The sequence below is a fragment of the Streptomyces sp. NPDC104371 genome (assembly GCF_055583785.1).
Window position 1 is genome coordinate 76,425 of record NZ_JBVJNF010000004.1, and the last position, 20,678, is coordinate 97,102.

At 69.1% G+C, this 20,678-nt stretch carries 18 protein-coding genes, 1 tRNA gene and 2 pseudogenes; 7 read left to right on the forward strand and 14 right to left on the reverse strand.

Annotated features, from left to right (window positions below; all coding sequences use genetic code 11):
• Positions 1-25: 25 nt before the first annotated feature.
• Together ACZ60T_RS14325 and ACZ60T_RS14330 are read left to right on the forward strand one after the other, a co-directional pair.
• Positions 26-1,324, forward strand: coding sequence for a polysaccharide deacetylase family protein (locus ACZ60T_RS14325; RefSeq protein WP_469666144.1), 1,299 nt, complete (start codon positions 26-28; stop codon positions 1,322-1,324).
• A gap of 199 nt (positions 1,325-1,523) precedes the next feature.
• Positions 1,524-2,660, forward strand: coding sequence for an amidase domain-containing protein (locus ACZ60T_RS14330; protein WP_365621027.1), 1,137 nt, complete (start codon positions 1,524-1,526; stop codon positions 2,658-2,660).
• A gap of 27 nt (positions 2,661-2,687) precedes the next feature.
• Here the strand turns inward: ACZ60T_RS14330 and ACZ60T_RS14335 are convergent, their stop codons facing one another.
• Positions 2,688-4,076: a hypothetical protein gene (locus ACZ60T_RS14335; RefSeq protein WP_469666145.1), complete on the reverse strand. Its 1,389-nt coding sequence runs from the start codon at positions 4,074-4,076 to the stop codon at positions 2,688-2,690.
• A 102-nt stretch (positions 4,077-4,178) separates the two neighbouring features.
• Positions 4,179-4,964 carry a DUF4097 family beta strand repeat-containing protein gene (locus tag ACZ60T_RS14340; protein WP_469666146.1) on the reverse strand — a complete coding sequence of 262 codons (786 nt, stop codon included), beginning with the start codon at positions 4,962-4,964 and terminating at the stop codon, positions 4,179-4,181.
• Between the two features lie 162 nt (positions 4,965-5,126).
• Between ACZ60T_RS14340 and ACZ60T_RS14345 the strand changes: the two genes are divergently transcribed.
• Positions 5,127-5,201: transfer RNA gene (locus ACZ60T_RS14345), tRNA-Val, on the forward strand.
• Between the two features lie 78 nt (positions 5,202-5,279).
• Here ACZ60T_RS14345 and ACZ60T_RS14350 read toward each other — a convergent pair.
• The 5 genes and pseudogenes from ACZ60T_RS14350 to ACZ60T_RS14370 all read right to left on the reverse strand — a co-directional run.
• Positions 5,280-6,076: pseudogene (locus tag ACZ60T_RS14350) on the reverse strand (tyrosine-type recombinase/integrase); the annotation flags it as partial.
• Positions 6,077-6,103: 27 nt separating this feature from the next.
• Complete coding sequence (locus ACZ60T_RS14355) at positions 6,104-6,955, reverse strand: helix-turn-helix domain-containing protein (RefSeq protein ID WP_469666147.1); 852 nt, start codon at positions 6,953-6,955, stop codon at positions 6,104-6,106.
• A gap of 561 nt (positions 6,956-7,516) precedes the next feature.
• Positions 7,517-8,746, reverse strand: a complete 1,230-nt coding sequence (locus ACZ60T_RS14360) for a DNA sulfur modification protein DndB (protein WP_469666573.1) — start codon at positions 8,744-8,746, stop codon at positions 7,517-7,519.
• A 1,266-nt stretch (positions 8,747-10,012) separates the two neighbouring features.
• Entirely contained in the window at positions 10,013-10,708 is a 696-nt protein-coding gene (locus tag ACZ60T_RS14365; RefSeq protein ID WP_469666148.1) for a hypothetical protein, read from the reverse strand.
• A 151-nt stretch (positions 10,709-10,859) separates the two neighbouring features.
• The gene (locus tag ACZ60T_RS14370; RefSeq protein WP_469666149.1) at positions 10,860-11,354 is read right to left on the reverse strand and encodes a DUF5958 family protein; all 495 of its coding nucleotides are present in this window, start codon (positions 11,352-11,354) and stop codon (positions 10,860-10,862) included.
• 224 nt (positions 11,355-11,578) lie between these two features.
• Here ACZ60T_RS14370 and ACZ60T_RS14375 point away from each other — a divergent pair, with 224 nt between their 5' ends.
• Together ACZ60T_RS14375 and ACZ60T_RS14380 are read left to right on the forward strand one after the other, a co-directional pair.
• A complete protein-coding gene (locus ACZ60T_RS14375) occupies positions 11,579-12,808 on the forward strand; it encodes a hypothetical protein (RefSeq protein WP_469666150.1) in 1,230 nt (409 codons plus the stop codon).
• Between the two features lie 47 nt (positions 12,809-12,855).
• Positions 12,856-13,293, forward strand: coding sequence for a DUF6234 family protein (locus ACZ60T_RS14380; RefSeq protein ID WP_469666151.1), 438 nt, complete (start codon positions 12,856-12,858; stop codon positions 13,291-13,293).
• Positions 13,294-13,300: 7 nt separating this feature from the next.
• Here ACZ60T_RS14380 and ACZ60T_RS14385 read toward each other — a convergent pair whose 3' ends face one another.
• From ACZ60T_RS14385 to ACZ60T_RS14395, 3 genes are all read right to left on the reverse strand, one after another.
• Positions 13,301-13,750, reverse strand: a complete 450-nt coding sequence (locus ACZ60T_RS14385; protein WP_469666152.1) for an MscL family protein — start codon at positions 13,748-13,750, stop codon at positions 13,301-13,303.
• Positions 13,751-13,970: 220 nt separating this feature from the next.
• Positions 13,971-14,939 carry a DUF8017 domain-containing protein gene (locus ACZ60T_RS14390; RefSeq protein ID WP_469666153.1) on the reverse strand — a complete coding sequence of 323 codons (969 nt, stop codon included), beginning with the start codon at positions 14,937-14,939 and terminating at the stop codon, positions 13,971-13,973.
• 64 nt (positions 14,940-15,003) lie between these two features.
• Positions 15,004-15,345, reverse strand: coding sequence for a hypothetical protein (locus ACZ60T_RS14395; protein ID WP_469666154.1), 342 nt, complete (start codon positions 15,343-15,345; stop codon positions 15,004-15,006).
• Positions 15,346-15,453: 108 nt separating this feature from the next.
• Here ACZ60T_RS14395 and ACZ60T_RS14400 point away from each other — a divergent pair, with 108 nt between their 5' ends.
• Positions 15,454-16,350, forward strand: coding sequence for a LysR family transcriptional regulator (locus ACZ60T_RS14400; RefSeq protein ID WP_469666155.1), 897 nt, complete (start codon positions 15,454-15,456; stop codon positions 16,348-16,350).
• Between the two features lie 188 nt (positions 16,351-16,538).
• Here the strand turns inward: ACZ60T_RS14400 and ACZ60T_RS14405 are convergent.
• The 4 genes and pseudogenes from ACZ60T_RS14405 to ACZ60T_RS14420 all read right to left on the reverse strand — a co-directional run.
• Positions 16,539-16,673: pseudogene (locus ACZ60T_RS14405) on the reverse strand (ketopantoate reductase C-terminal domain-containing protein); the annotation flags it as partial.
• Between the two features lie 298 nt (positions 16,674-16,971).
• Positions 16,972-17,877, reverse strand: a complete 906-nt coding sequence (locus tag ACZ60T_RS14410) for a ketopantoate reductase family protein (RefSeq protein ID WP_469666156.1) — start codon at positions 17,875-17,877, stop codon at positions 16,972-16,974.
• A gap of 142 nt (positions 17,878-18,019) precedes the next feature.
• Positions 18,020-18,628, reverse strand: coding sequence for a DedA family protein (locus ACZ60T_RS14415; RefSeq protein WP_469666157.1), 609 nt, complete (start codon positions 18,626-18,628; stop codon positions 18,020-18,022).
• A 330-nt stretch (positions 18,629-18,958) separates the two neighbouring features.
• On the reverse strand, positions 18,959-19,603 hold the full coding sequence (locus ACZ60T_RS14420) for an HNH endonuclease family protein (protein WP_469666159.1): 645 nt from the start codon (positions 19,601-19,603) through the stop codon (positions 18,959-18,961).
• 405 nt (positions 19,604-20,008) lie between these two features.
• On the opposite strand from ACZ60T_RS14420, the gene ACZ60T_RS14425 reads away from it, so the two are divergent.
• Entirely contained in the window at positions 20,009-20,590 is a 582-nt protein-coding gene (locus tag ACZ60T_RS14425; protein WP_469666160.1) for a TMEM165/GDT1 family protein, read from the forward strand.
• Positions 20,591-20,678 lie beyond the last annotated feature (88 nt).

The window sequence follows — 20,678 nt, forward strand, 5'->3', positions numbered from 1 at the left end:
CCCCTCATTCCGGAACGAGCCGCCCATGACCGCAAGCACCGGCCGTCGCCGCCGCGCCCGCTCTTCCCGCACCACTCGCCTCAAGAGCAGGCAGGGCTTCATCACCCTGGGGGCCCTCCTCGTCGTCGCCTCCCTGACCGCGGTCTTCCTCGCCCTCAGGCCGTCGGACAGCACCACCCCGGTCGCCGCCTCCGACACGGGCGGGAACAAGGCCCGGGGCCCGGCCGCCAAGGCGTCCAAGGAGCCCGAGTGGGACGGCAAGGTCAAGGTCCTCGGGGACGGCTCCACCTCGTACACGGGCCCGCAGAAGGGGCAGTTGAAGCCCAAGCCGCTCAAGCCCGGTGAGAAGCCGCCCCAGTTCGTCGTCTTCTCCTGGGACGGCGCCCTGGAGGGCGACGACCACCTCTTCTCGCACTACCGCGAACTCGCCCAGCAGTACGACTCCCACATGACCTTCTTCCTCACCGGCATCTACCTGCTGCCGAAGAGCAAGAAGGACCTCTACCACCCGCCGATGCACTCGCCGGGCGCCGCCGCGATCAGCTACCCCACGGACGACCACATCCGCACCACGCTGGAGCAACTGGGCAAGGCGTACACCGACGGCAACGAGATCGGCACCCACTTCAACGGCCACTTCTGCGACGCCAAGGGCGGCGGCGACTGGAGCGTGAAGGAGTGGAAGAGCGAGATCGACCAGTTCTATTCCTTCGCGGAGAAGTGGAAGACCAACACCGGCTTCACGGACATCGACCCGCTGCCCTTCGACTTCAAGAAGGCGGTCGTCGGCGGGCGCGCCCCCTGCCTGGAGGGCCAGCCGAACCTGCTCAAGGCCGCCAAGGGCTACGGCTGGCGCTACGACGCCAGCTCCACGGGCGACTTCCAGATATGGCCGACGAAGAAGAACGGCATCTGGGACTTCCCGCTGCAGATGCTCCCGTACGAGGGCGGCAAGTACCAGGGCCTGTCCATGGACTTCAACTTCCTCTACAACCAGTCCGACGGCGAGACCGACGGCGATCCGTCGAAGTTCGCGCAGTGGCAGCAGGAGACCGTCGACACCTACAAGGCCGGATTCGACCGGGTCTACTACGGCAGCCGGGCGCCGCTGTTCATCGGCAACCACTTCGAGGACTGGAACGGCGGCATCTACATGAAGGCCATCGACCAGATGGTGAAGGACGTCTGTGCCAAGAAGGACGTCAAGTGCGTGTCCTTCAAGGAGCTGGCCGACTGGCTCGATGTGCAGAAGCCCGAGACCCTGGAGCGGCTGCGCACCCTGGACCCCGCGCAGTCCCCGGACTGGTCGACCGTCGTCAAGTGACGTGGAAGCGGAGCGAAGTGTATCCGACGCTCCGTCAAGTACCACACCCCGCCCCCCATTTCAAAGGAGGAACACGCGCCGTGGAAAGATGCCGAACCCCGGTATCGGAGCACCGGCGTAGAGGGGAACATCATTGAAATCAAGGAAATTGAGCCGTAAGCGGCGTCGCGTCACCATAGCCACGGCAGCCGCCGCGTCGGTGGTCGCCGGCGCGGCACTGCTGCCCAACTGGAGCGCGGGAGCGGCCGTCGTCGACGATCCCACCGTGGACGCGGCGACCAAGGCCACCTTCCAGAAGCTGGCCGACGCCGTCTTCACCGACCGTACGAACGCCCTGGTGGACGACGGCAAGGGCGACCGGAGGCACGGACATGGACGGCACCCGTTGACGTCCGGCTTCTCCGGCAAGGTGCGGATGTCCGGCGCGCAGTCGCGTCACGAGGACTCCGCGCTCTCCGAGCTGCGCGGCCGCAAGACGCGCCTGCAGAAGCTGGGCGAGCGGTACAGCGCGGCCACGACGAGCGTCACGCTGAACGCCACCCGGGTCAAGGGCCGTAACGCCAAGGTCGACGTCACCGAGACGACGACGCTGACGTACGCGAAGGTCAAGGGCACCGAGCCGAAGAACACCGGCTTCCAGGCCCACCACGAGCTGACCTTCAAGGCCGACCGGCGGGGCCACTGGCAGCTCACCGGCATCCGGGACACCGACGACGGCTACCTCGCGGTGAACCAGCCGGCCGAGCCGCCCGCCGTGACCCCGCCGAAGGACTCCGGCGACAACGACGGCCCGCCCGACGCGACCCGCTCGGCCACGACCCAGCCCGCGCAGGCCAACCCGAAGAACTTCTCCGCGAGCGGCTACGACTACAAGGCCATGGCCGCGTACGCGCAGAAGTACTGGAACAACTACAACGCGGAGTACCCCGACTTCAGCGGGCACGGGGCCGGCGGTGACTGCACCAACTTCGTCAGCCAGGCCCTGAAGGCGGGTGGCTGGGCGCACGTTCCCGGCTACACGTACGACTGGCACAAGTGGTTCGGCAACTCCGAGCTGCAGTCGGACTCGTTCGTCGGTGTCAACGAGTTCTCGTGGTTCGCCCTGTCCTCGCAGCGGGTCACCAGCCTCGCCAACGTCTACCAGATGGACGTGGGCGACGTGCTGCAGATGGACTTCGACAAGGACGGGTCCAAGGACCACTCCATGATCGTCACCTCCCGCAGCGCGCAGGGTGTGCCGTATCTGACGTACCACTCCACCAACACCTACAACAGGTCGGTGGCGAGCATCATCGCGTCGTACCCGACCGCGGCGTACTACGCCTACCGCACCTGAGCGGACCCTTCGGAGCGGGGACCGGGCTCAGTGTCCGGCTCCCCGCTCCTCCCTGATCCCGGTGACCACGCGCGCGACCGTCTCGCGCACCGCCTCCGTCTCGGTCAGGAAGTGCCAGTAGTCCGGGTGGCGGCCCTCCAGCGTGGCGATCGCACGGTCGAGGCGGGCCACGGAGTCGTCCAGCGGGCGGGCGTGGCGCGGATCGGGAGCCGTACGCCCCGTCATGGCCAGCCGCTGCGCGTCCCGGATCGCGAACCGGGTCCGCTCGATCTCCGCCTGCGGATCCTTCTGCACGGCGTTGAGCCGCCGCAGCCGGTCACCGGCCGCCGACACCGCCTCGTCCGTGGTGTTCAGCAGCGCCCGTGCCGTGGACAGCAGCGAGGTCGCGTCCGGCCAGCGCTGGGCGTCGCGCGCGGCCCGCGCCTCCGTCAGCCTCAGCTCGGCCTGCGTCACCGCCTCGGCGGCCCGCTCCGGTACGTGCTGCAGGTCCTGCCAGCAGGCGGCCGAGAACCGGCGCCGCAGCTCGCTCAGGACGGGCTCCACCTGCCCGGCGCGGGTGGTGAGCGCCTGCGCGCGCGTACGCAGGGACACCAGCCGGTTGTCGATCTCCGCGGCCCGCTCGGGCAGCCGCGCCGCCTCCGAGCGCACGGCCTCGGCCTCCCGCGCGACCCGCTCGGCGCGCTCCAGGGTCTGCGGTACGCCGTACTGTCCCGCGCCCTGGTTGAGCTTGGTCAGCTCGGGGGCCAGGGCGGCCAGCCGCGCGGCGAGGTCGTCGGCCTTGAGCCCGGTCTCCCGCGCGTGGTCCAGGGCGTTGCTGGCGGCGAGCAGGGCCTGGCGGGCCCGCTCCACGGCCGGGGCGAGCCGGGCGAGCTGGGTCTCGGCCTTGCCGAGCAGCGGCCCGAGCCCCTCGGCGTAACGATCCAGGTCCCGCTTCACACGGACGAGTTCGTCCTTGGCGGCGGTGAGTTCGGCGCGGGCGCGGGAGGCCGCGGCGGCCTCGAGATCGACCCGGTCGAGGTCGTGCGCGTCCACGGCCTGGATGTACTGGCGGCTGACTTCGTCTATACGCTGCCCGAGCGCCTCGAAGTCGGCGATCGCGCGGCGCGCGGCCGGGGAGTCGTCGACGGCGGTGATCGTCTCGATCGAGATCCGGAGATCGCGCTGGGCCGTGTCCAGCTCGTAGAACGCCGCCGCGGCGGAGTCCTTCGCTGCCTGCGCCTCGGCGCGCTGCCCCTCGGCCCGCCCCCCGAACCACCGCCGAGTCCCGCCCGAGGCGAAGACCGCGGGGAGGAGAAGGACGGCGAGCGCCGGGAGAGCGACCAGCGCGAGGCTGTCGCGGACGGGGCTCGACGGGGGACGGTGACGGTCCGCGCATGGCGCAAGCGGTGGGTACGACTGCGGTGGTGTCGCCGTCACTTCCCTCTCCCGTGGTCGTTCGCCCTGCCGGGTTCATTCTCCCACCGGTAGAGGACGAACACACGGGGTGGTCGGTTCAGCGATGTGACCGGGCTGTACGGCCTAGTCCGGGGTCCGGACGTCGATCGACCCGTTGCTCGTCCGCGCCCGGACCACATGGGGGCTGTGCGCGTCCTGGGGGACGGACACATGGATCGAGCCGTTGTGGCTGTCGGTGGTCACGCGGTAGCCGGTCCGGGGCACCGTGATCGACACCGACCCGTTGCGGCTGTCCGCCTCCACCAGCTCGGGCGCGGCGGTGAGTTCGAGGTGGATCGGGCCGTTGCGCGTCTCGGCGTGCACGCGCCGCGAGCCCACGCCCGTCGCGCGGACCGTGCCGTTGTGGCTCTTCAGCGTCAGCGGCCCGGTGGAATCGGTCACCCGCACCGAGCCGTTGCTCGTGCTGATGCTCAGCTTGCCGTTGATGCCCCGCGCCCGCACGGCCCCGTTGTGGTCCTCGACCGTGACGCCGATCCCGCGCGGCACCTCGATCCGGTGCCGGGCGGAGCAGTCCGTGATCAGCCCCACGCACTTCACCCGCAGCACGAGCCGGTCACCCTGCACGGTCCAGGTCGCCCGGGGGGTCTTGCCGATCAGGGCCTTGCCGTGGAACCACCGCGTGACCTTCACCTGGTCGCCCTTGGCCGGGACGATCTCCAGGGCCGAGGAGTCGGAGTCGACCGTGAGGGTACGACCGTGCAGGGCGAAGGCCCGGTGATCCGGATGCTTGTCGTCGTCCGCGCTCCCGCACGCGGAGGCGGTGGCGACGAGCACCCCGACGACCCCGACGACACCCCAGGCCCGCCGCACCCGCCGAGCACGTCCGTTGAGCACCGCCGTACGAGCCATGACGTTCCCCCAAGAGAGCTGATCACCTTGCCGAACCCTGCCCTTCGACTGTAGGCACCGGCGCCCGGCACAAGAATCCGGCCCGCTCCCGGACCCGGGGTGGGGATAACCCCCGGGTTTGCATGGCACACACCCGAGCCATGTAGTCTGTCGACTCATCCTGGGCGCGTAGCTCAGCGGTAGAGCGCCGCCCTTACAAGGCGGATGTCGGCGGTTCGAAACCGTCCGCGCCCACCAGGACAAAGGCCCCCGCGATCATGCTTCGCGGGGGCCTTTGACGGCAGGTCGTGACGGCAGTCCCTGCCAGTCCCTCCTCTACCGGCGGCGCCTGAGCAGATGATCCATATGCCCCATGGCCTCCCGACGGTTCTCATCGCTGACGTGTGTGTAGACGTTCATCGTCACCGCGATCTGTGAGTGCCCGAGGATCTCCATCACCGTGCGCGGCGCCACGCCCGCGGCGAAGAGTAGGGACGCACACCCGTGGCGAGTGTCGTGCAGCCGGACCTGCAGCGTGGTCCGAACCGTCAGCGTGCGCCGGTCCAGGTCCACGTCGCGCCAGTGCAGGCCCAGGACCTCCCCCCGGCGCAGCCCAAGGGCCACAGCCAGCACGAATGCCGGGTAGAGCGGGTCGGGCCGGGAGGCTTCCAGGAAGGCCAAGGTGTCGTCCGCGTCCACGGCCGCAGCTCACGGGCCTCGACCCGGAGTGCGGGGACCAGCTTCACGACGTTCCGGGTGATCAGCTCCTCACGGCAAGCGGCCGTGAGCGCGGCACGCAGAACGCGGTGCGACTCCTTCGCGGTCGCGGCCGACGCCTGCTTGGTCACCTCCGCGACCATGCGCCGCACGTTCGCCGCATTCAGGGACTCCAGACGGCGACTGCCGAGAGTCGGCACGAGGTACAGCCGAGTGTGCATCTCGTACTTCGCGTATGTCGTGCGCTTGCTGTGGGGCTTGGTGTACTCCTCCAACCAGTACGGGAGCCACTCGGAGAGCTTCGCGGACCTGGACGGCGTCGGGATGCCCTGGCGGTCGCGGCGCACCAACTCCTGTCGCTTCTCGTCGCATTCGTCCCATGTGGCACCGTAGACGGTCTTGCGCTTGCGGGTGCCAACTAGACATCGTGAGGAATTACTCCTTTATGGAGTGAGGTTGTCCCCGAGGTCGCGGAACTCCTTCATCATCCGCAACAGCAGTTCCCGCACCTCGCCGCCGAAGACCGCAGCCCGCTCGAAGCGGTCGAACGTCTCCTCATACGCGGCCAGTTCGGCGGAGTCCACGGACACACGCTCGCTGTCGAACGTCTCCACCACGACCGCCCGCTGATCGCACAAGGTGAACCCGTGGCGGGGAAGCACCGGCACTGGCTGACGCCAGGGAATGACCCCGAGGCGTACCGTGCTCAGACTCTCGACAGCCAGCAGCCGGTCGAGTTGGGCGAGCATCAGCGCCGGGGTGCCTGGCCATGTGTGCAACACGGCTTCCGTCAAAATGAACACGGCCTCTCGCCCCGGCTCGTACAACAGGCTCTGTCGCTCCACACGGGCAGCAACAGCCCGACCGACAGCCTCAGGCGTCGAGTTGGGCACACTCTCGAAGACGTGCCGGGCGTACTCAGCGCTCTGGAGCATGGCAGGCAGAACGACGCACTGGAACGAGCGCACCAGCCGAGCAGACCGAACCGCTTCATCAACGGTCGCACCGACGCCAGTTGTGTCGTCAGCGGACAGCTTGGAGTCCTCGGCAGCCTGCACGGCGACCAACAACTCCCGCACTTCACGCAAGGTCGACTCATCAAGGCCAAGGGCTCGCGAGAGCCGGTCGAGCACATCCCGGCTCGGAACCATGCGACCGTTCTCGACCTTGGACACAGTCGGTTGCCCCACACCAGCACGCTGCGCCAGCACGGCACCCGTCAGGCCAACCTCTGCACGAAGTACGCGAAGACGCGCCCCCAGCGCCTTCATCCGCTCCTGCCGCTCACTCCCCATGCTCAGGGTTCTACACCACCAGCCAGACCAGCATGATTCAAACTCTCTCTACTGGTTCAAGCCCGGCTGCGCTCCGCTTCGCCGTGCGCACTCCCGGCTCCGCGTCGCGCTGCGCTCCTGCCTTCGGCCCGCTCCGCGCACGTTACGCCGACGCGCGCCCACGGAAGGAACAAGACCAGGAGGAGAGGCGAGTACCGCGCGACCGGGGCCGCGGTGAAAGAGATGCCTCCGGCGGGGGGCTCAGGCTCCGAGAAGGTGGGGGCGCCGCGGGCGAGTGCCGGCCGAAGGAGGCGGGCGCGGGAAGCTCCCATCCCGCCTGCCGTCGACCCAGGCAGAGCCGAGCAGACACGGCACCTGGCGTCCAGGTCGTTCGTCCAGTAGGGCGCTCCACCTGGACGCCAGGCACCGCGCCTGCTCCACGGAGTGTGGGTCGACGGCAGACGGGATGGGAGCTTGGGTGAAGTGTGGCTGAGGCGCCAGGAAAGGATCAGCTCCCGACCGAACCTGCCGGTCAGGAACTGATCCCCACTTGCGAGCGACGTCAAGATGCGAGGAGCAAGGCTAGAACCGCCCTCGGATCTGCTTGCCCGCGCCGCTCTCCGGGTGGTTCAGCGCGTCGTACACCTTGTGGCCGGAGTCCCGGGCACCGCCTGCCCAGGAGACAACGCCACGATCGTTCACCTTGGCCGCGACACCACCCCAGTACTTCGCCTCACGCTCCCACTGGATTCCCTCCAGCAGGCGATCCAGGGTGAGCCCGTCGGGCAGCGGGTCCGCGCTCCAAGACATGGCGCGGTTCATGGTCGCGCCGAGCCCAGCCACCACGGCGGGGGCGGTGATGGCAGTCTTCGCGTGGAAAAGCGCGGCGTTCTCCTGAAGAAACGCGCCCACGGTCTCCATAACCTCGCGCTGGACAACGGCCTTGTCCGGACGGAAGCCCTCCTTGTCCGCGGGGATGTCCTCGTGTTCGATACCGGTCGACGCGGCGTGGATACCAGCCTTGCCGAGCATGGCCGTGGCGATGAGGGTTCGCAGGACGGACAACGTCATCCACTCCACAGCCTTCTCCGACACCTGACGCTTGCCCATGAGGATCAGGCTGGACAGCGGAACCGTGGTCTCCCCGGCCGGCACCTTCAGCGACTCCATCAGCTTGCGCGTCACGGTGGTGCCGAAGTCGCGGCCGTCCATGGACATGGCCAAGGACTTGTCGACCGGCACGCCCTTCAGGTTCCGGTCGTGGAAGATCTGGCGGGCAGCGATGACGCTGATGCCGTGGAAGATCTCGAACGACAGCGGGATGGCGCCGAAGTCGAAGTCCGCGTCCAGATCGAAGGCCGCCGGGTTCGCCTTGATCCGGTGCCAGGCAGTCACCTGGGTCTCGCTGTCGAGAGCGAACAGGCCATCCTTGATCGGGAGAGCCGACCAGCCATCCTCCGAGACGACCAACGGGCGCGGCGACCACAGGGTGATCTGCGGCAGCGACCAGCCGTCCCCGTAGTCCCCCCGCAGGCCGGCCGCAATGTAGTCGGCGTACTCGCCGATGTTCTTGGCCTTCTTGCTGCCGGCAGTGCCGATCAGCCGCTGGATGTCAGAGCGCGTGCGGGCGTACTCACTGATGGGCTGTCCGGCCTTCTGAGCCCGCTTGGCAGCATTCTCGACCTCCTGAGGGTCATTGACGAGCGCCAGCAGGTTTTCGCAGTCGATAACGCCGTTGGCCATGACCCCCTTGCGGATCTCCCGAAGGTTGACAGGCAGCCCGGTGGTCACCGGCTTCAAAGACGTGGCCATGTTCAAGATCCCCTCCCCTTCACGGGCACCGTCTTTGGCGCTCCGTCACATTTGAGGACCGTACTCGACACCCCGTCAGGTCGTCAACTGAGGCGAACGAAACCATCAAGAAATCTCGCCGCAGCTTCAGTTGAGCAACGGAGGTGGAATCAGGTGCGACGAATGTGCTGCCGCGGCAAGATTCAATGGCCGCATAGCTCGGCCGCGGCAACGACAGAACGGTTCGTAGCGAACCTTGATCGGGTTGGACCACATCAGTCACGTGGGAGGCGATCGATCGACGCTCACCGGGTCGCGACAGACCACAGGGAGCAAAAGTGTCTGAGGCCCGCCGCCCTCGCAGAGGGGAGTCGTGCCCTATCCAGCGGGAAACCACGGGGAACACCGGGTAGTCACGGTAGGCGGGTATATAAACGCCCCGACCTAACAATCAGGTCGGGGGCCGTCTTGCTGCTGAGCCAGCGGAGGCGGTGGGATCTGAACCCACGGTGACATCGCTGCCACGACGGTTTTCAAGACCTTTGTGCAAGCTCGGCCCGTAGGCTTCTGACCTGCACGAGAAGGCCATTAGGCCTGGTTTGCCGCCCACTCGGCCCACACATGGCCCACGCGCACCTTGTCTGGGGCCAGCCCTTTGGGTAGCACGATAAGCGTCAGTACCGCTCAGCCCGCTCGGCCAGCAGTGATCGGCGCGTATGCGGATGTTTCGGCGTTCCTTGCTCTGCTACTCAGGGTGTTTGGTGCAGCAGCGAAGTACACAGCCACAGCAACCTGTCCCATCCAGCAGCGTCCTCGTAGGGCCGTAGTGCGACCGGTATGACCGCCGCCGACCGATCCACATAGAGCTACGGATCAGAGAGGACCGCGAGGCAGTCGCAGCGTGCCACATCGTGCGGTCAATCACGGTCAACGACGGCTCGTCGCAGTCGAGATAGGCGATTGACCGGGGCTGCTCCTACAGCCGGAGCGACCTGGGCGCCCCGCGGCTGATCACCTTGGCCCTTACAAGGCGGATGTCGGCGGTTCGAAACCGTCCGCGCCCGCCAGTCTCAGGACGAGAGCAAGGCCCAGGTCAGCGGGTGGTTACCCGAAGACCTGGGCCTTGATCGTTCTCGGTCCGTCTCGGCCGTCCGGACCCGTCGTGCTGCTTCATGCGCCTGATCTGCCCGTCGACGTAGTCGGCGATCTGGTGGTCACGGCATTGGTCACGCTGGTGGCGCCACCGGTTGCGGCGAGGGCGCGGAGCACCCCTGAAACGGGTGCTGTCTATGGGCCGTATCCCCGTAGTGCGAGCTGTGCTGCCGGACGGCATGGGCGGCCTGCGTGCGCACATCGTTGCTCGAAGTCCGGGGGCAGCCAGCCGCGGTTGAGCAGGCGCGGATGGGCGGGGAAGGCGGTGATCGCAGCAAGGGCGAATGCAAGTGATGCCCACGGCGTCTGCACGCGAACTGTTCTATGTGCCCCACAGGTATTGATGAAGCTCGTCTGGAAGACATCAACGCCTACGAGCTCGATCGTGCTCAACCCGCCCCACTCAAGGTCGAGTTCATACACTGGGTGCGCGAAGTGCAGTTTCTGCAGGGTGAGGGTGACTTCACCTGTCGCCTCTTGTACCCACCGGGGCTGAGCGTCGCGTGCTGCCTGACGACGGCGACTGGCATTGCTGATCGCGTTGGCTGCAAGGGTGCCGATCACCAGGCCAGGGCTGCCGAAGGCGAAGGCATCGTTGTGTCTGTAGCGTCCGTTGCCGAGGGCGCGCCAGGTCAGTCGTTGCCCAGGACCAACGGCGAGGGGCCGATCGCCATGTTGTAGTCGTGCTGTTGTGGCCACAACTGGCCGCCGGGCTACTTGCCCTTCGAGGATGTCGACGAGAATGTCACAGGAGTGCCAGAGGTATTCGTCCAGCGGCGACCATAACTGCCGACTGGGGATCTCTGGCGGCGGCGCAAAGGGGTTGGCCACTATTACTTCAGCTTCCCATTGAGGGTCCGGGGGTCACAATGCGCGATCAAGCCTACTCAGGCCGTCGCGCCTGCGCACAGGGTCAAGCCGGACTGTCCCTGGGCGGTCCGAGGCCGCTCGGCAGAAGCCGATGACGACCACCGTCGACCTCTCAGACACACACCGCCGTCAGCAAGACCAGCAAAGACTCAGCTTCCCAAGATCTCTGGCAAGACCCGGGCAAGAAGACACTTAGGTCGTATCCCGCAGCGGACCCGACAGGTTGTGCCACTCGTGACCGCATCCCCCCGGCGCAATGCAACGTCCTCCTGCGGGTGTCCGCGATGCTGAAGAGGGCGACGAGCAGGCGGAAGGACTTGGTGAGCTCATAGGCCGGAAGTGCTTCCATCCCGAAGCGCCACTTGGTGAGCATCACCGCCGGTGTGTGAGTGAGGCGAACGCCGGACCGCGCAATGCTCGCTGGCACATCGTCCTCGCTGGCGCGGGCCTGCCCACAGAACAGCACCAGTGTGTGCAAGACCTTGCGTTGGTCGTCCTCCGAGAGGCCCTCGAACCACTCGACTCCCTCAGCCGTCGGTCTGAGCCCCCTTGCGCGAGTTCGTTCAGAACTATTTCGTGTGCGGACAACACAGGCCTCCACCCCCATGGTTCAGACTGACCGTACGCGCATCGCATGCCCCACCCGTGCCCCATCGTGGGGGCCGAAGACCTGGGCCTTGGTCATGTCCGCCCGCGCTCACGCGTCGATGCCGGGATCCGGAAAGCCGAGGGTGGGTACGGCTGCGGGGATGTGGCCTTGAAGGGGGGCTTGGCCGCGCGGAGACTGGGGGTCTGCCGGGGGCTGGGCGGGGCGGTGTGAGGGGGGTGCGTATGTGGCATCGGCCGTTCTTTCGTTGGGTGGTGACGCTCGGTGTGGTGCTCGTGGCGTGTGGGGCGGTTGTCTACGCGCTCACGCCCGGCTATCCCGACACGCAACAGGTCGAACTCACCGTGATCAAGGAGAAGCCCGACGGCGCGTGCACCGTTCGCTGGATGGATCCCTTCGCCGACGGCGGACGTTGGCGGGAGGCCGCGTACCACTGCGACCCTGACCGCTCGCTGATCCTCAAGGCGCCGTACTACGACGTGGAGACCGGGTACGGCTGGGAGACCGGGTTCATCGTCGCCGAAGGCTCGGACCAGGGCGAGTTGGTGCCGTCCTCACTGGACGAAGACACCGGGGACAACCCCTTCGCTCTGTCCGACTCCCTCGCTGTCACGGGGCTGGTCCTGACGGCCGTCGGTCTCGTCGGCGGGAACGTCCGCGCCACTGCCCGGGTCTACGGGGTGCGCCCGCGGACCGTGGCCCACGCCCGGAAGCTGTACGAGGCCGCGGGCCTGGTGACGAGGGACTACGCGCGCGTCGTCACCGCCGTACAGGAGGCGTGGACCACTGTGCGCCGAGAACAGATCGACACGGAGCTGGCCCGGACACCGCTCACCCGACTCCGCTGGAAGGGCGCGGGCCGCCGCGCGGTGCGGGAGGTGGAGGCGGCGGGTGTCCGGACGGTCGGTGACGTACTCGACGCCGGTGTGCTGGGGTTGGGGCACACGGGCGTGGACCGCCCCACGGCCGAGCGGGTCGTCGCCGCTGCCCGCAGCGTCCGGGAGGACACCGAGGCCACCGTGCCGGTGCGGATCGATCCTGACGACCACCGGCCGCAGACCACCGCCCTGCTCACCGGGCTGCGGGTGCTCATCGAGGCCGGTCCCGAGGCGCGCCGGGCCGCGAGCGGTGGCAAGGCGCTCGCCGCGAGACTGGAGCCGCTCCTCGCCGACGCCGAACCCGCCGCCACGTACCGCTCCATGCTGCGCGCGGGCCCGGAGCGTCGCGCTGTCTCCCGCGCCGCCGTCACCGAGCTGCGCGCCCTGCTGGACGGGACCGAGGGGAGAGAGGTGCGCCAGAGGTTCGCACAGGCATCCGTCGATCTGCTGCGCATGCCGGACGACATGGCGGCCGGCCTGGCCGCGCGCGTCGACTTCGAGAGCCGTACCTCGCAGTACTACGCGCTCCTCGCGACACTCATGAACGAGGACGGGACCTCTGTGGTGCGGAGCTGAGTACCCGTACTCATGCGTCTCCTCGCACGCGCGGGCAGGGTGGCGCCATGGACCTGCCTGTCGCGCCTCCGGCCTTCGACGCCACCACCGGCCCCGGACAGCGGCGCCGTGCGGACCGGGGCGTCGATATCGGCGCAGGGTGTGGACTCGTGGTCCTGGAACTGATCGCCCTGGCGGTGATCTTCGGGCTCTGGTTGCTGTCCGGGGTCGACCTCGCCCCGGCGAGGACTGTCCGGCCCGACTCGTTGTGGAACTACCTGGCCGCCGTCGGCGGAGTCGGCGCCCTCGCCATCGCGGCAGCCGTGACAGCGGCCTGGGCCGGGGCCGTCGTGACGGTGGTCACCCAGGCCGTCATGGCCGCCCTGACCTGCCTCATCATCTTCGGTGGGGTCGAGCTTCAGTCCTACGAGGATCACCGCTGCCGCGACGTGCCCACCGCTGCCGCGACGTGCCGGCCGCGGTGGGCTGCAAGGACCGACGGCTGAACAGTAGTCAGGTCCGTGGTGCCCCGGTCGGTGTCGGCTGTTGGCCGTCGGTGCCGCAGTGGCGGCATTTGACCGCGGCGGCCGGCAGGTCCTCGGACAGGCAGGCCGGGCAGGTCTTGACGGGGCCCGGCTCCTGGAAGGCCGCCACACCGTGCCGTGCCGAATAGTGCTTGTACGGCACGACGATGAGGAAGTAGACGACGGCCATGAAGGTGAGGAAGTAGATGAGCGCGGAGATGAAGGAGCCGATGTCCAGGAAGGTCGCCCGGTTGCCCGCTTGACCGAGTTGCCAGCCAAGGCCGACGGAATGGCCGCCCTGGGCGCGCGCGATGATGGGGTTGATCACGGAATCGGTGAAGGCCTTGATCAAGGTGCTGAAGGCCAGGGCGACGATGAGGCCCACGGCTACGACGATGACATCGCCACGCATCAGGAAGTTCTTGAAACCCTTGAGCATTCCCCGGCTCCTCGCGACAGGGTCCCCGGTCGGACCGGGCAGCACGCTACAGTCCGCGGCCCGCCCGAACCGGTACGGCACGGACAGCGGACGTACTCTTCCCCCGGCTGCCGAACCCCGCGGTGGCGATCGTCGTGCGGGTACGGGTACGGGCTCGGGCTCGGGCCCAGGTCTTCGGGCGGGCACCTGCGCACCCGTGCCCGAAGACCTGAGTCCGGGCTTACGACGCCGTCGGTTCGCCGTGGAGTCGTACCGTGCTGAGGATCTTCATGACGGTGGCCTTGGGGACCTCCTCGCCGACTCCCTGCGCGCCGAGGAAGTTCCAGGACACGTAGTCACCGGCCGAGTTCTTGAAGCCGAAGGACACGGCCTTGCCGTCGGTCTCGCACTTGCCCTTCCGGGGCGTGTCGGTCGACCAGGCCCAGGCGATGCTGCCCTTGATCCCCGTGGCGGTCGTGTAGGGCTCGGCCTTGCCGAGGTGGAGGCTCTTCTTGTCCGGCTGGGTGTAGGCGCCGTAGACCCACCAGCCCACGGTGTTCACCGCCACCTCGTCGGTGTTCTTGGCGCCCTTGGCGCCCTTGGCACCGGTCATGGCCAGGGACGTGTCCTCCGTGTGGCCGTCCATGTCGTCGTCGGACGTGCACCACTTCGACTTGTACTCGGCGATGCCCGACATATAGGCGATGCCCTCGCCGGTCTTGTCGTCCGTGTACCCGGCGGAGGTGCCCGGAGACGACACCTCCCAGTCCGCCGGGACGTCGTAGGCGATGCCCCGCTTGGGGACGACGACGACCTTCCAGCCAGGGATGGTCGGCTTGTCGGACTCCGTGCCGCGTGAGGGATCGTCCGACGGGGACGCGGACACGGACGGGGAGGCCGTCGCGCTCGGCGACGCGTCGGCCGACGCCTTCGCGTCCTTGTCCCCGCCGAGGAGCAGGAAGCCGGTGACTCCCGCGGCCACCACCACGGCCGTGGCCGCGACGATCGCGATGATCTTCGTACGGTTCCCGCCGCCCCCGCCGCTCGGAGGCTGCGGCGCCCCTGTCGGCGCACCCCACTGCGGCTGCCCCTGCGTCTGAGGGGGATACGGCTGCTGGTACGGGTTGGGTTGCTGGTACCCCGGCTGCTGATAGGGGTTCTGATGCTGCGGGTTCTGCTCGCCCCCGGGCGGCTGCTGTCCTGGCCACATGGGCAGCAACCCTAAGGGAGGACATGACAACGAAGATCGCCACGGTGTCTCCGGCTCGCCACGGTCATGTCTCCGGCAGCGGTTCCTCGTGGACGTGCTTCAGGCGCATACGCGTATCCACTGTGGCCTCGGTCGTCACCTCCGCCCAGAAGCGATGGCAGGACACGAACACCGCCAGCTCCCGCTCGCGCCGACGGAGCTTCTCCACCTCGCGCTGCTCGTCCTCGGTCCAGCCCGGGGAGGCGGGGCGCTCCACCTTGCGCCAGCCGGTGTCATCGGTGAAGCCGTCCAGCGGTTCCACCGACCAGGGGAGCCGCTTCAGCAGGGCCAGAAGCTCGGCCCGGACCTGATGCAGCTCCTCCTGACCGGCGAGGAGATCACTCGGGAAGTCATACGTCGCAGCCACGCGGCAATGCTACGTCTGTTCGATTTTCCGATGCGAGTCACAGCGCGCGCTTCACCCGATCGGCCGTATCCCGGCGGCCCGCCCCACCCGGCGGCTACCTTGATCACCGTGACCCTCGATGATCTCCGCGTCTACGTCGCCGTCTGTAGGGCCGGCAGTCTCAGCGCCGTGGCCCGTGAGCTGGGCTGTACCCAGTCGGCCGTCAGTCAGCATGTACGGCGGCTGGAGCGCGAGGTCGGCGTCGACCTGGTGGAGCGGCAGTCGCGCGGCGTCGTGCCCACGCGCGCCGGGCGCGTGCTCCAGCAGGCTGCCGAGGAGGGGATGTCCGGGCTCGACCTGGCCCTGCGCAGACTGGCGGAGATCGCCCGGGGCGACGGTGGCGTCGTACGGATCGCCACCGGCAGCGTCACCGTGCGGCACTTCATGGCCGCGGCGGTGGCCGAGTTCCGGCGCGAACACCCCGGCGTCAGCCTGGAGTTCCGGACCGAGAGCTCGAGCCGGAGCTGCTTCGACGCGCTGCGGGAGCCCGAGATCGACCTCGCCTGGGTGACCCTCGGCGCGCCCGTACGCGGCGTCGAGCAGCGTCCCGTCGCCCATCTGCCCTGGGTCCTCGCCGTCCCCGCCGACGACGAACTCGCCGTACGGGAGCGGGCCGACGCCGCCGACCTGGCCGGGCTGCGGCTCATCGGCCTCCCCGAGGGCTCCACCTCGCGCACCCAACTCGACACCAGCTACGCCGAGTTGGGTATATCCGCGGCAGCCTCCGACACCAGTGTGGCCGACTGGGACACCGCCATCCTGCTCGCCGAACTCGGCGTCGGACACGCGGTCGTGCCCGACCTGCCCGGCTGGCGCACCCAGCACCGCCCCGGGCTGCGGTTCGTCCCGGTGCCCGAACTGCCACCGCTGGCGGTCGGTTGGGCCGTGCGCCGCTGGGACACCTTGTCCCCGTCGGCCCGAGCCTTCGCCGACACGGTCGCCCGGCACAACACGCCGCCGTCCTGACGGGTCAGGGGTCCAGTAACTCCCTTACGAGGCGTGTCGCCACCGGTACCGGTACCCCGTGCTGCTCGGCCGCCCTCGCCAACGCCTCGCCGGTCGCGTCCGGTTCGAGCGCGCGCCCGGCCTCTGCCCGTCGGCCCGCGCCTTCGCCGATATGGTCGCACGGCGCAATACGCCGCCGTCCTGACGGCTCAGGAGTGCAGCGACTCCAACTCCCTTACGAGGCGTGTCGCCACCGGTACCGGTACCCCGTGCTGCTCGGCCGCCCTCAGCAACGTCCCGCCGATCGCGTCCGGTTCGAGCGCGCGCCCGGCCTCTGCCCGTCGGCCCGCGCCTTCGCCGATATGGTCGCCCGGCACAACACGCCGCCGTCCTGAGGCTCGGGAGGCCAGCAACTCCCTTACGAGGCGTGTCGCCATTGGTACCGGTACCCCGTGTCGCTCGGCTGCCCGCAGCAACGCCCCGCCGATCGCGTCCGGTTCGCTCGGGAGTGCGTGGCTCAGGAGTGCAGCGACTCCAACTCCCCTACGAGGCGTGTCGCCATTGGTACCGGTACCCCGTGTCGCTCGGCTGCCCGCAGCAACGCCCCGCCGATCGAGTCCAGTTCGCTCGGGAGTGCGCGGCTCAGGAGTGCAGCGACTCCAACTCCCCTACGAGGCGCGTCGCCACCGGTACCGGTACCCCGTGCTGCTCGGCCGCCCGCAGCAACGCCCCGCCGATCGCGTCCAGTTCGAGCGCGCGGCCGGCCTCCGCGTCACGTTGCATCGATGACTTCATCTCCGCCGGGAAGGAGTCGTAGCGCGCGAGGGCCGCCACCGGGTCCGTGGCCGCGCCGCTCGCCCGGCCGACCGCCGCCGTCTCCTCCACCAGGGCCACCAACTCCTCGCGGTAGCGGGTGCGGAGGTCGCCGAGCGCCACCTCGTAACGCGTCGTCAGCAGGGCGAGCGGGGCGAGGAAGGCCATCTTCGCCCACAGGGCCGCCGCCTCCCCGTCCAGGACCGCGGCCTTCACCCCGGCCCACTCCAGGGCCCCGGTGAGCCGGTCGAGCGGGCCGTGCGCCACGGTGTTTCCGGTCAGGTCGATCTCCACGAACGGGCTGCCGTGCTCGATCACCGCGGGCGCGACACGGGTCGACTCGACGCGGATCACGGCGGGCGCCACCCGCTCCGCGCCGTAGCGCTCGCGCAGGGCCGCCGGGTGCTCCACGCCGTTCAGCAGCGGGACGACCAGCGCGTCCGCGTTCAGCATCTTCGCCGGTACGCGCTCCAGCGCGGAGTCGAGCGCCGTGTGCTTGACCGTGACGAACACGACGTCGACCGGCTCGCGCAGCTCCGTGTCCGCCTCGACCCGCGCCGTGAACTCGCCGAAGTGTTCGCTGCGGACCCGGATGCCGTGGTCGCGGAGCGTGCGCGCGGTCTCGTCGCCCGCCAGACAGATCACTCGGTGCCCGGTGCGGGCCAGGAGTCCGGCGAGCAGCCCGCCGACACCGCCGGGCCCCAGGACCGCCACCGTAAGGTTCTCGTTCGCCATGTCTCGTCCCTGATCCTCGACCAGGGTCCCCCGATCCGAGGACCCCCTCGGCGATGATCACAAGCGGCCGACAGTCCAGTCAATCCTCGGATGAGCTTGGCAACACCCAAGGAAATACTGGGGTTTCAGGCCGTCTCGGCGGCTACTTCTCGGGCGCCTCGGACGCCGGGCGGCGCATGAAGTAGGTCGCGCCCGCGCCCGCCGCGAACAGCGCCGTCACCGAGACGCCCGTCGCCAGCCAGCTCGTGCCCAGCCACTGGCCGCCGTAGTAGCCGAGGGCCACGCTGTACCCGGCCCAGGCGATACCCGCCAGGGCCGACCACGGCAGGAACTCGCGGACCCGGCGGCGGGCCGCGCCCGCGCCCAGGGAGACGACCGAGCGGCCCGCGGGCGCGAACCGGGCGAGTATCACCAGCGTGCCGCCGCCGCGGGCCAGCGCCGCGCCCAGGCGTTCCTGCGCGCTCGTCAGCCGCCTCGAGCGGGCTATCGCCCGGTCGAGGCGGGGGCCGCCGCGCCAGGCCAGGCGGTACGCCACCAGGTCGCCCAGGACCGAGGCCGTCGCCGCGCACAGGATGAGCCCGAGCACGTCCGGTACGTGGGCGACGGCCGAACCGGCCGCTGCCGCCGTGGCCGCGGTGATGACGAGGATGCCGCTCGGCAGCAGGGGCAGGAAGACGTCCAGCAGGACCGATGTGGCCACCACGGGGTAGATCCAGGGGCTGCCGGTCAGCGACCCCACCATCTCAAGCACCCGGAACTCCCCCGTCCAACTCCCCAGGCGGCTGCGTACCGCCATGCCGCGTGGTCGCGGGGGAGCGGCAGGAACGGCCTTTGACAGCCGTACAGCGTACGTGGTGACGGTGACACGTGGGGTATCGGGGGTGAGGAATGGGGGTGAGCAGGGAGGTTCCGGCAATCCGGGCGGACGACGGGCGACTTCGGACAGCCTCCGCGGCCCCCGAAGCGGCCTCCGAAGCGGCCCCTGAAGCAGCTCCGAAGCGGCCTCCGACGCCGCTTCCGACGCGGCCTCCGAAGTGGCCCCGAAGCGGCCTCCGGCGCCGCTTCCGCCGCGAAGCGGTCGCTAGCAGCCCTTGAGGGCGCTCTGGAGCGCGCTCTTCTCGGCCGTGTCGACGGAGAGCTTGTAGTAGTGCTTCACCTGCACCCACGCGCGGGCGTACGTGCACACGTACGCGGACCGGGTCGGGAGCCACTCGGCCGGGTCCTTGTCGCCCTTGGAGCGGTTGGAGCTCGCGGACACGGCGATGAGCTGCGGCCGGGTCAGGTCGTTGGCGAAGGCCTGGCGCTGCGCGGTGGTCCACGCGCTCGCGCCGGAGTCCCAGGCCTCGGCGAGCGGGACGAGGTGGTCGATGTCCAGGCTGGAGGACGAGGTCACGGTGGTGCCGTCGTACTCGGAGTACCAACTGCCGCTGGTGGAGGCGCAGGCGGAGTCGGTGACGACGTTCGAGCCGTCGCGCTTGAGGACTGTCTCGCGGGTGTCGCAGGTGCCGCTGATGGTGATCCAGTGGGGGAAGAGGCTGCGGTCGTAGCCGGTGCGGTTCTCGGCGGCGACCGTGAGCGAGGAGAGATAGGTACGCGCGGTGGAGGCGGCGATGGGGGTCGGGAGTGCGGCGGAGGCGGTCGGGCCGTTGAGGACGCCGACGAAGGCCGTGAGTCCGGTGAGCGCCGCGAGTATGCCGATACGTCGACGCGCGTAGACCTTGGACATGCGAACTCCCTTGTGGGGTAGGGGTGTTGAGGTGCGGGCGAGGGAATGCTCGCCAGGGCGTGTTACCGGCCGGTGTACGTCCGGTGAGACGCTAGTGGCGCGTGCATGACATGACAAGGTTCCGCGGCCGTCCGGGCCGGAATTCCGGGCTTGTCGCGTCCGCCGGGAGGCCCCGTACTATGGACGGTGCAGAAGGGGAGTAGCTCTTCGCCGGACCGTCGACACACTGCTCAGCTCGTCTGAGCCGGCGCCCGGAGGCGGATCCCGTGCGGGGATCCCGCCAGCGAGACCTTCGGCAAGCAGTGCACGCCCATGTCGTACGGCATGGGTGCCCCGTGTGCTGCCGTGCCGAAGTGTCGCAGCGGTCACACACTCTCGGCGGGCAGCCCGACCGATTGAGGAACCTTGATCAGCATCAGCGTCATGGCGCTCGTCTTCGGCGTCATCTTCCTGGCCGAGCTGCCGGACAAGACGGCCCTCGCCGGGCTCGTCCTCGGTACGCGCTACCGCGCCTCGTACGTCTTCGCCGGTGTCGCCGCCGCCTTCCTGCTGCATGTCGTGCTCGCCGTCGCGGCGGGCAGTGTGCTGACCCTGCTGCCGCAGCAGATCGTGCACGTGATCACCGGTGTGCTCTTCCTCGGCGGCGCGGTGGTGCTGCTGCGGAACAAGGGCGAGGAAGAGGAGGAGGTCCGCCGCCCCGAGAACCAGAGCTTCTGGAAGGTGTCGGGGGCGGGCTTCATGCTCATCCTGGTCGCCGAGTTCGGTGACCTCACCCAGATCATGACGGCGAACCTCGCGGCGCGTTACGACGACCCGCTGTCGGTCGGCCTCGGCGCCGTCCTCGGCCTGTGGGCGGTCGCGGGCCTCGGCATCGTCGGGGGCAAGGCGCTGATGAAGAGGGTGCCGCTGCGGCTGATCACGAAGATCGCCGCGGTGGTGATGCTGGTTCTGGGCGCGTGGAGCATGTACGAGGCCGTGCGTGCGTGAGGCCTGACCCGGCCGGGGCGGGGCGAGGCCGGGCGGGGCGAAGATCGAAGAGCAGTGGCGCGATCCGGGGCAGCTTTGTATCGTGGAG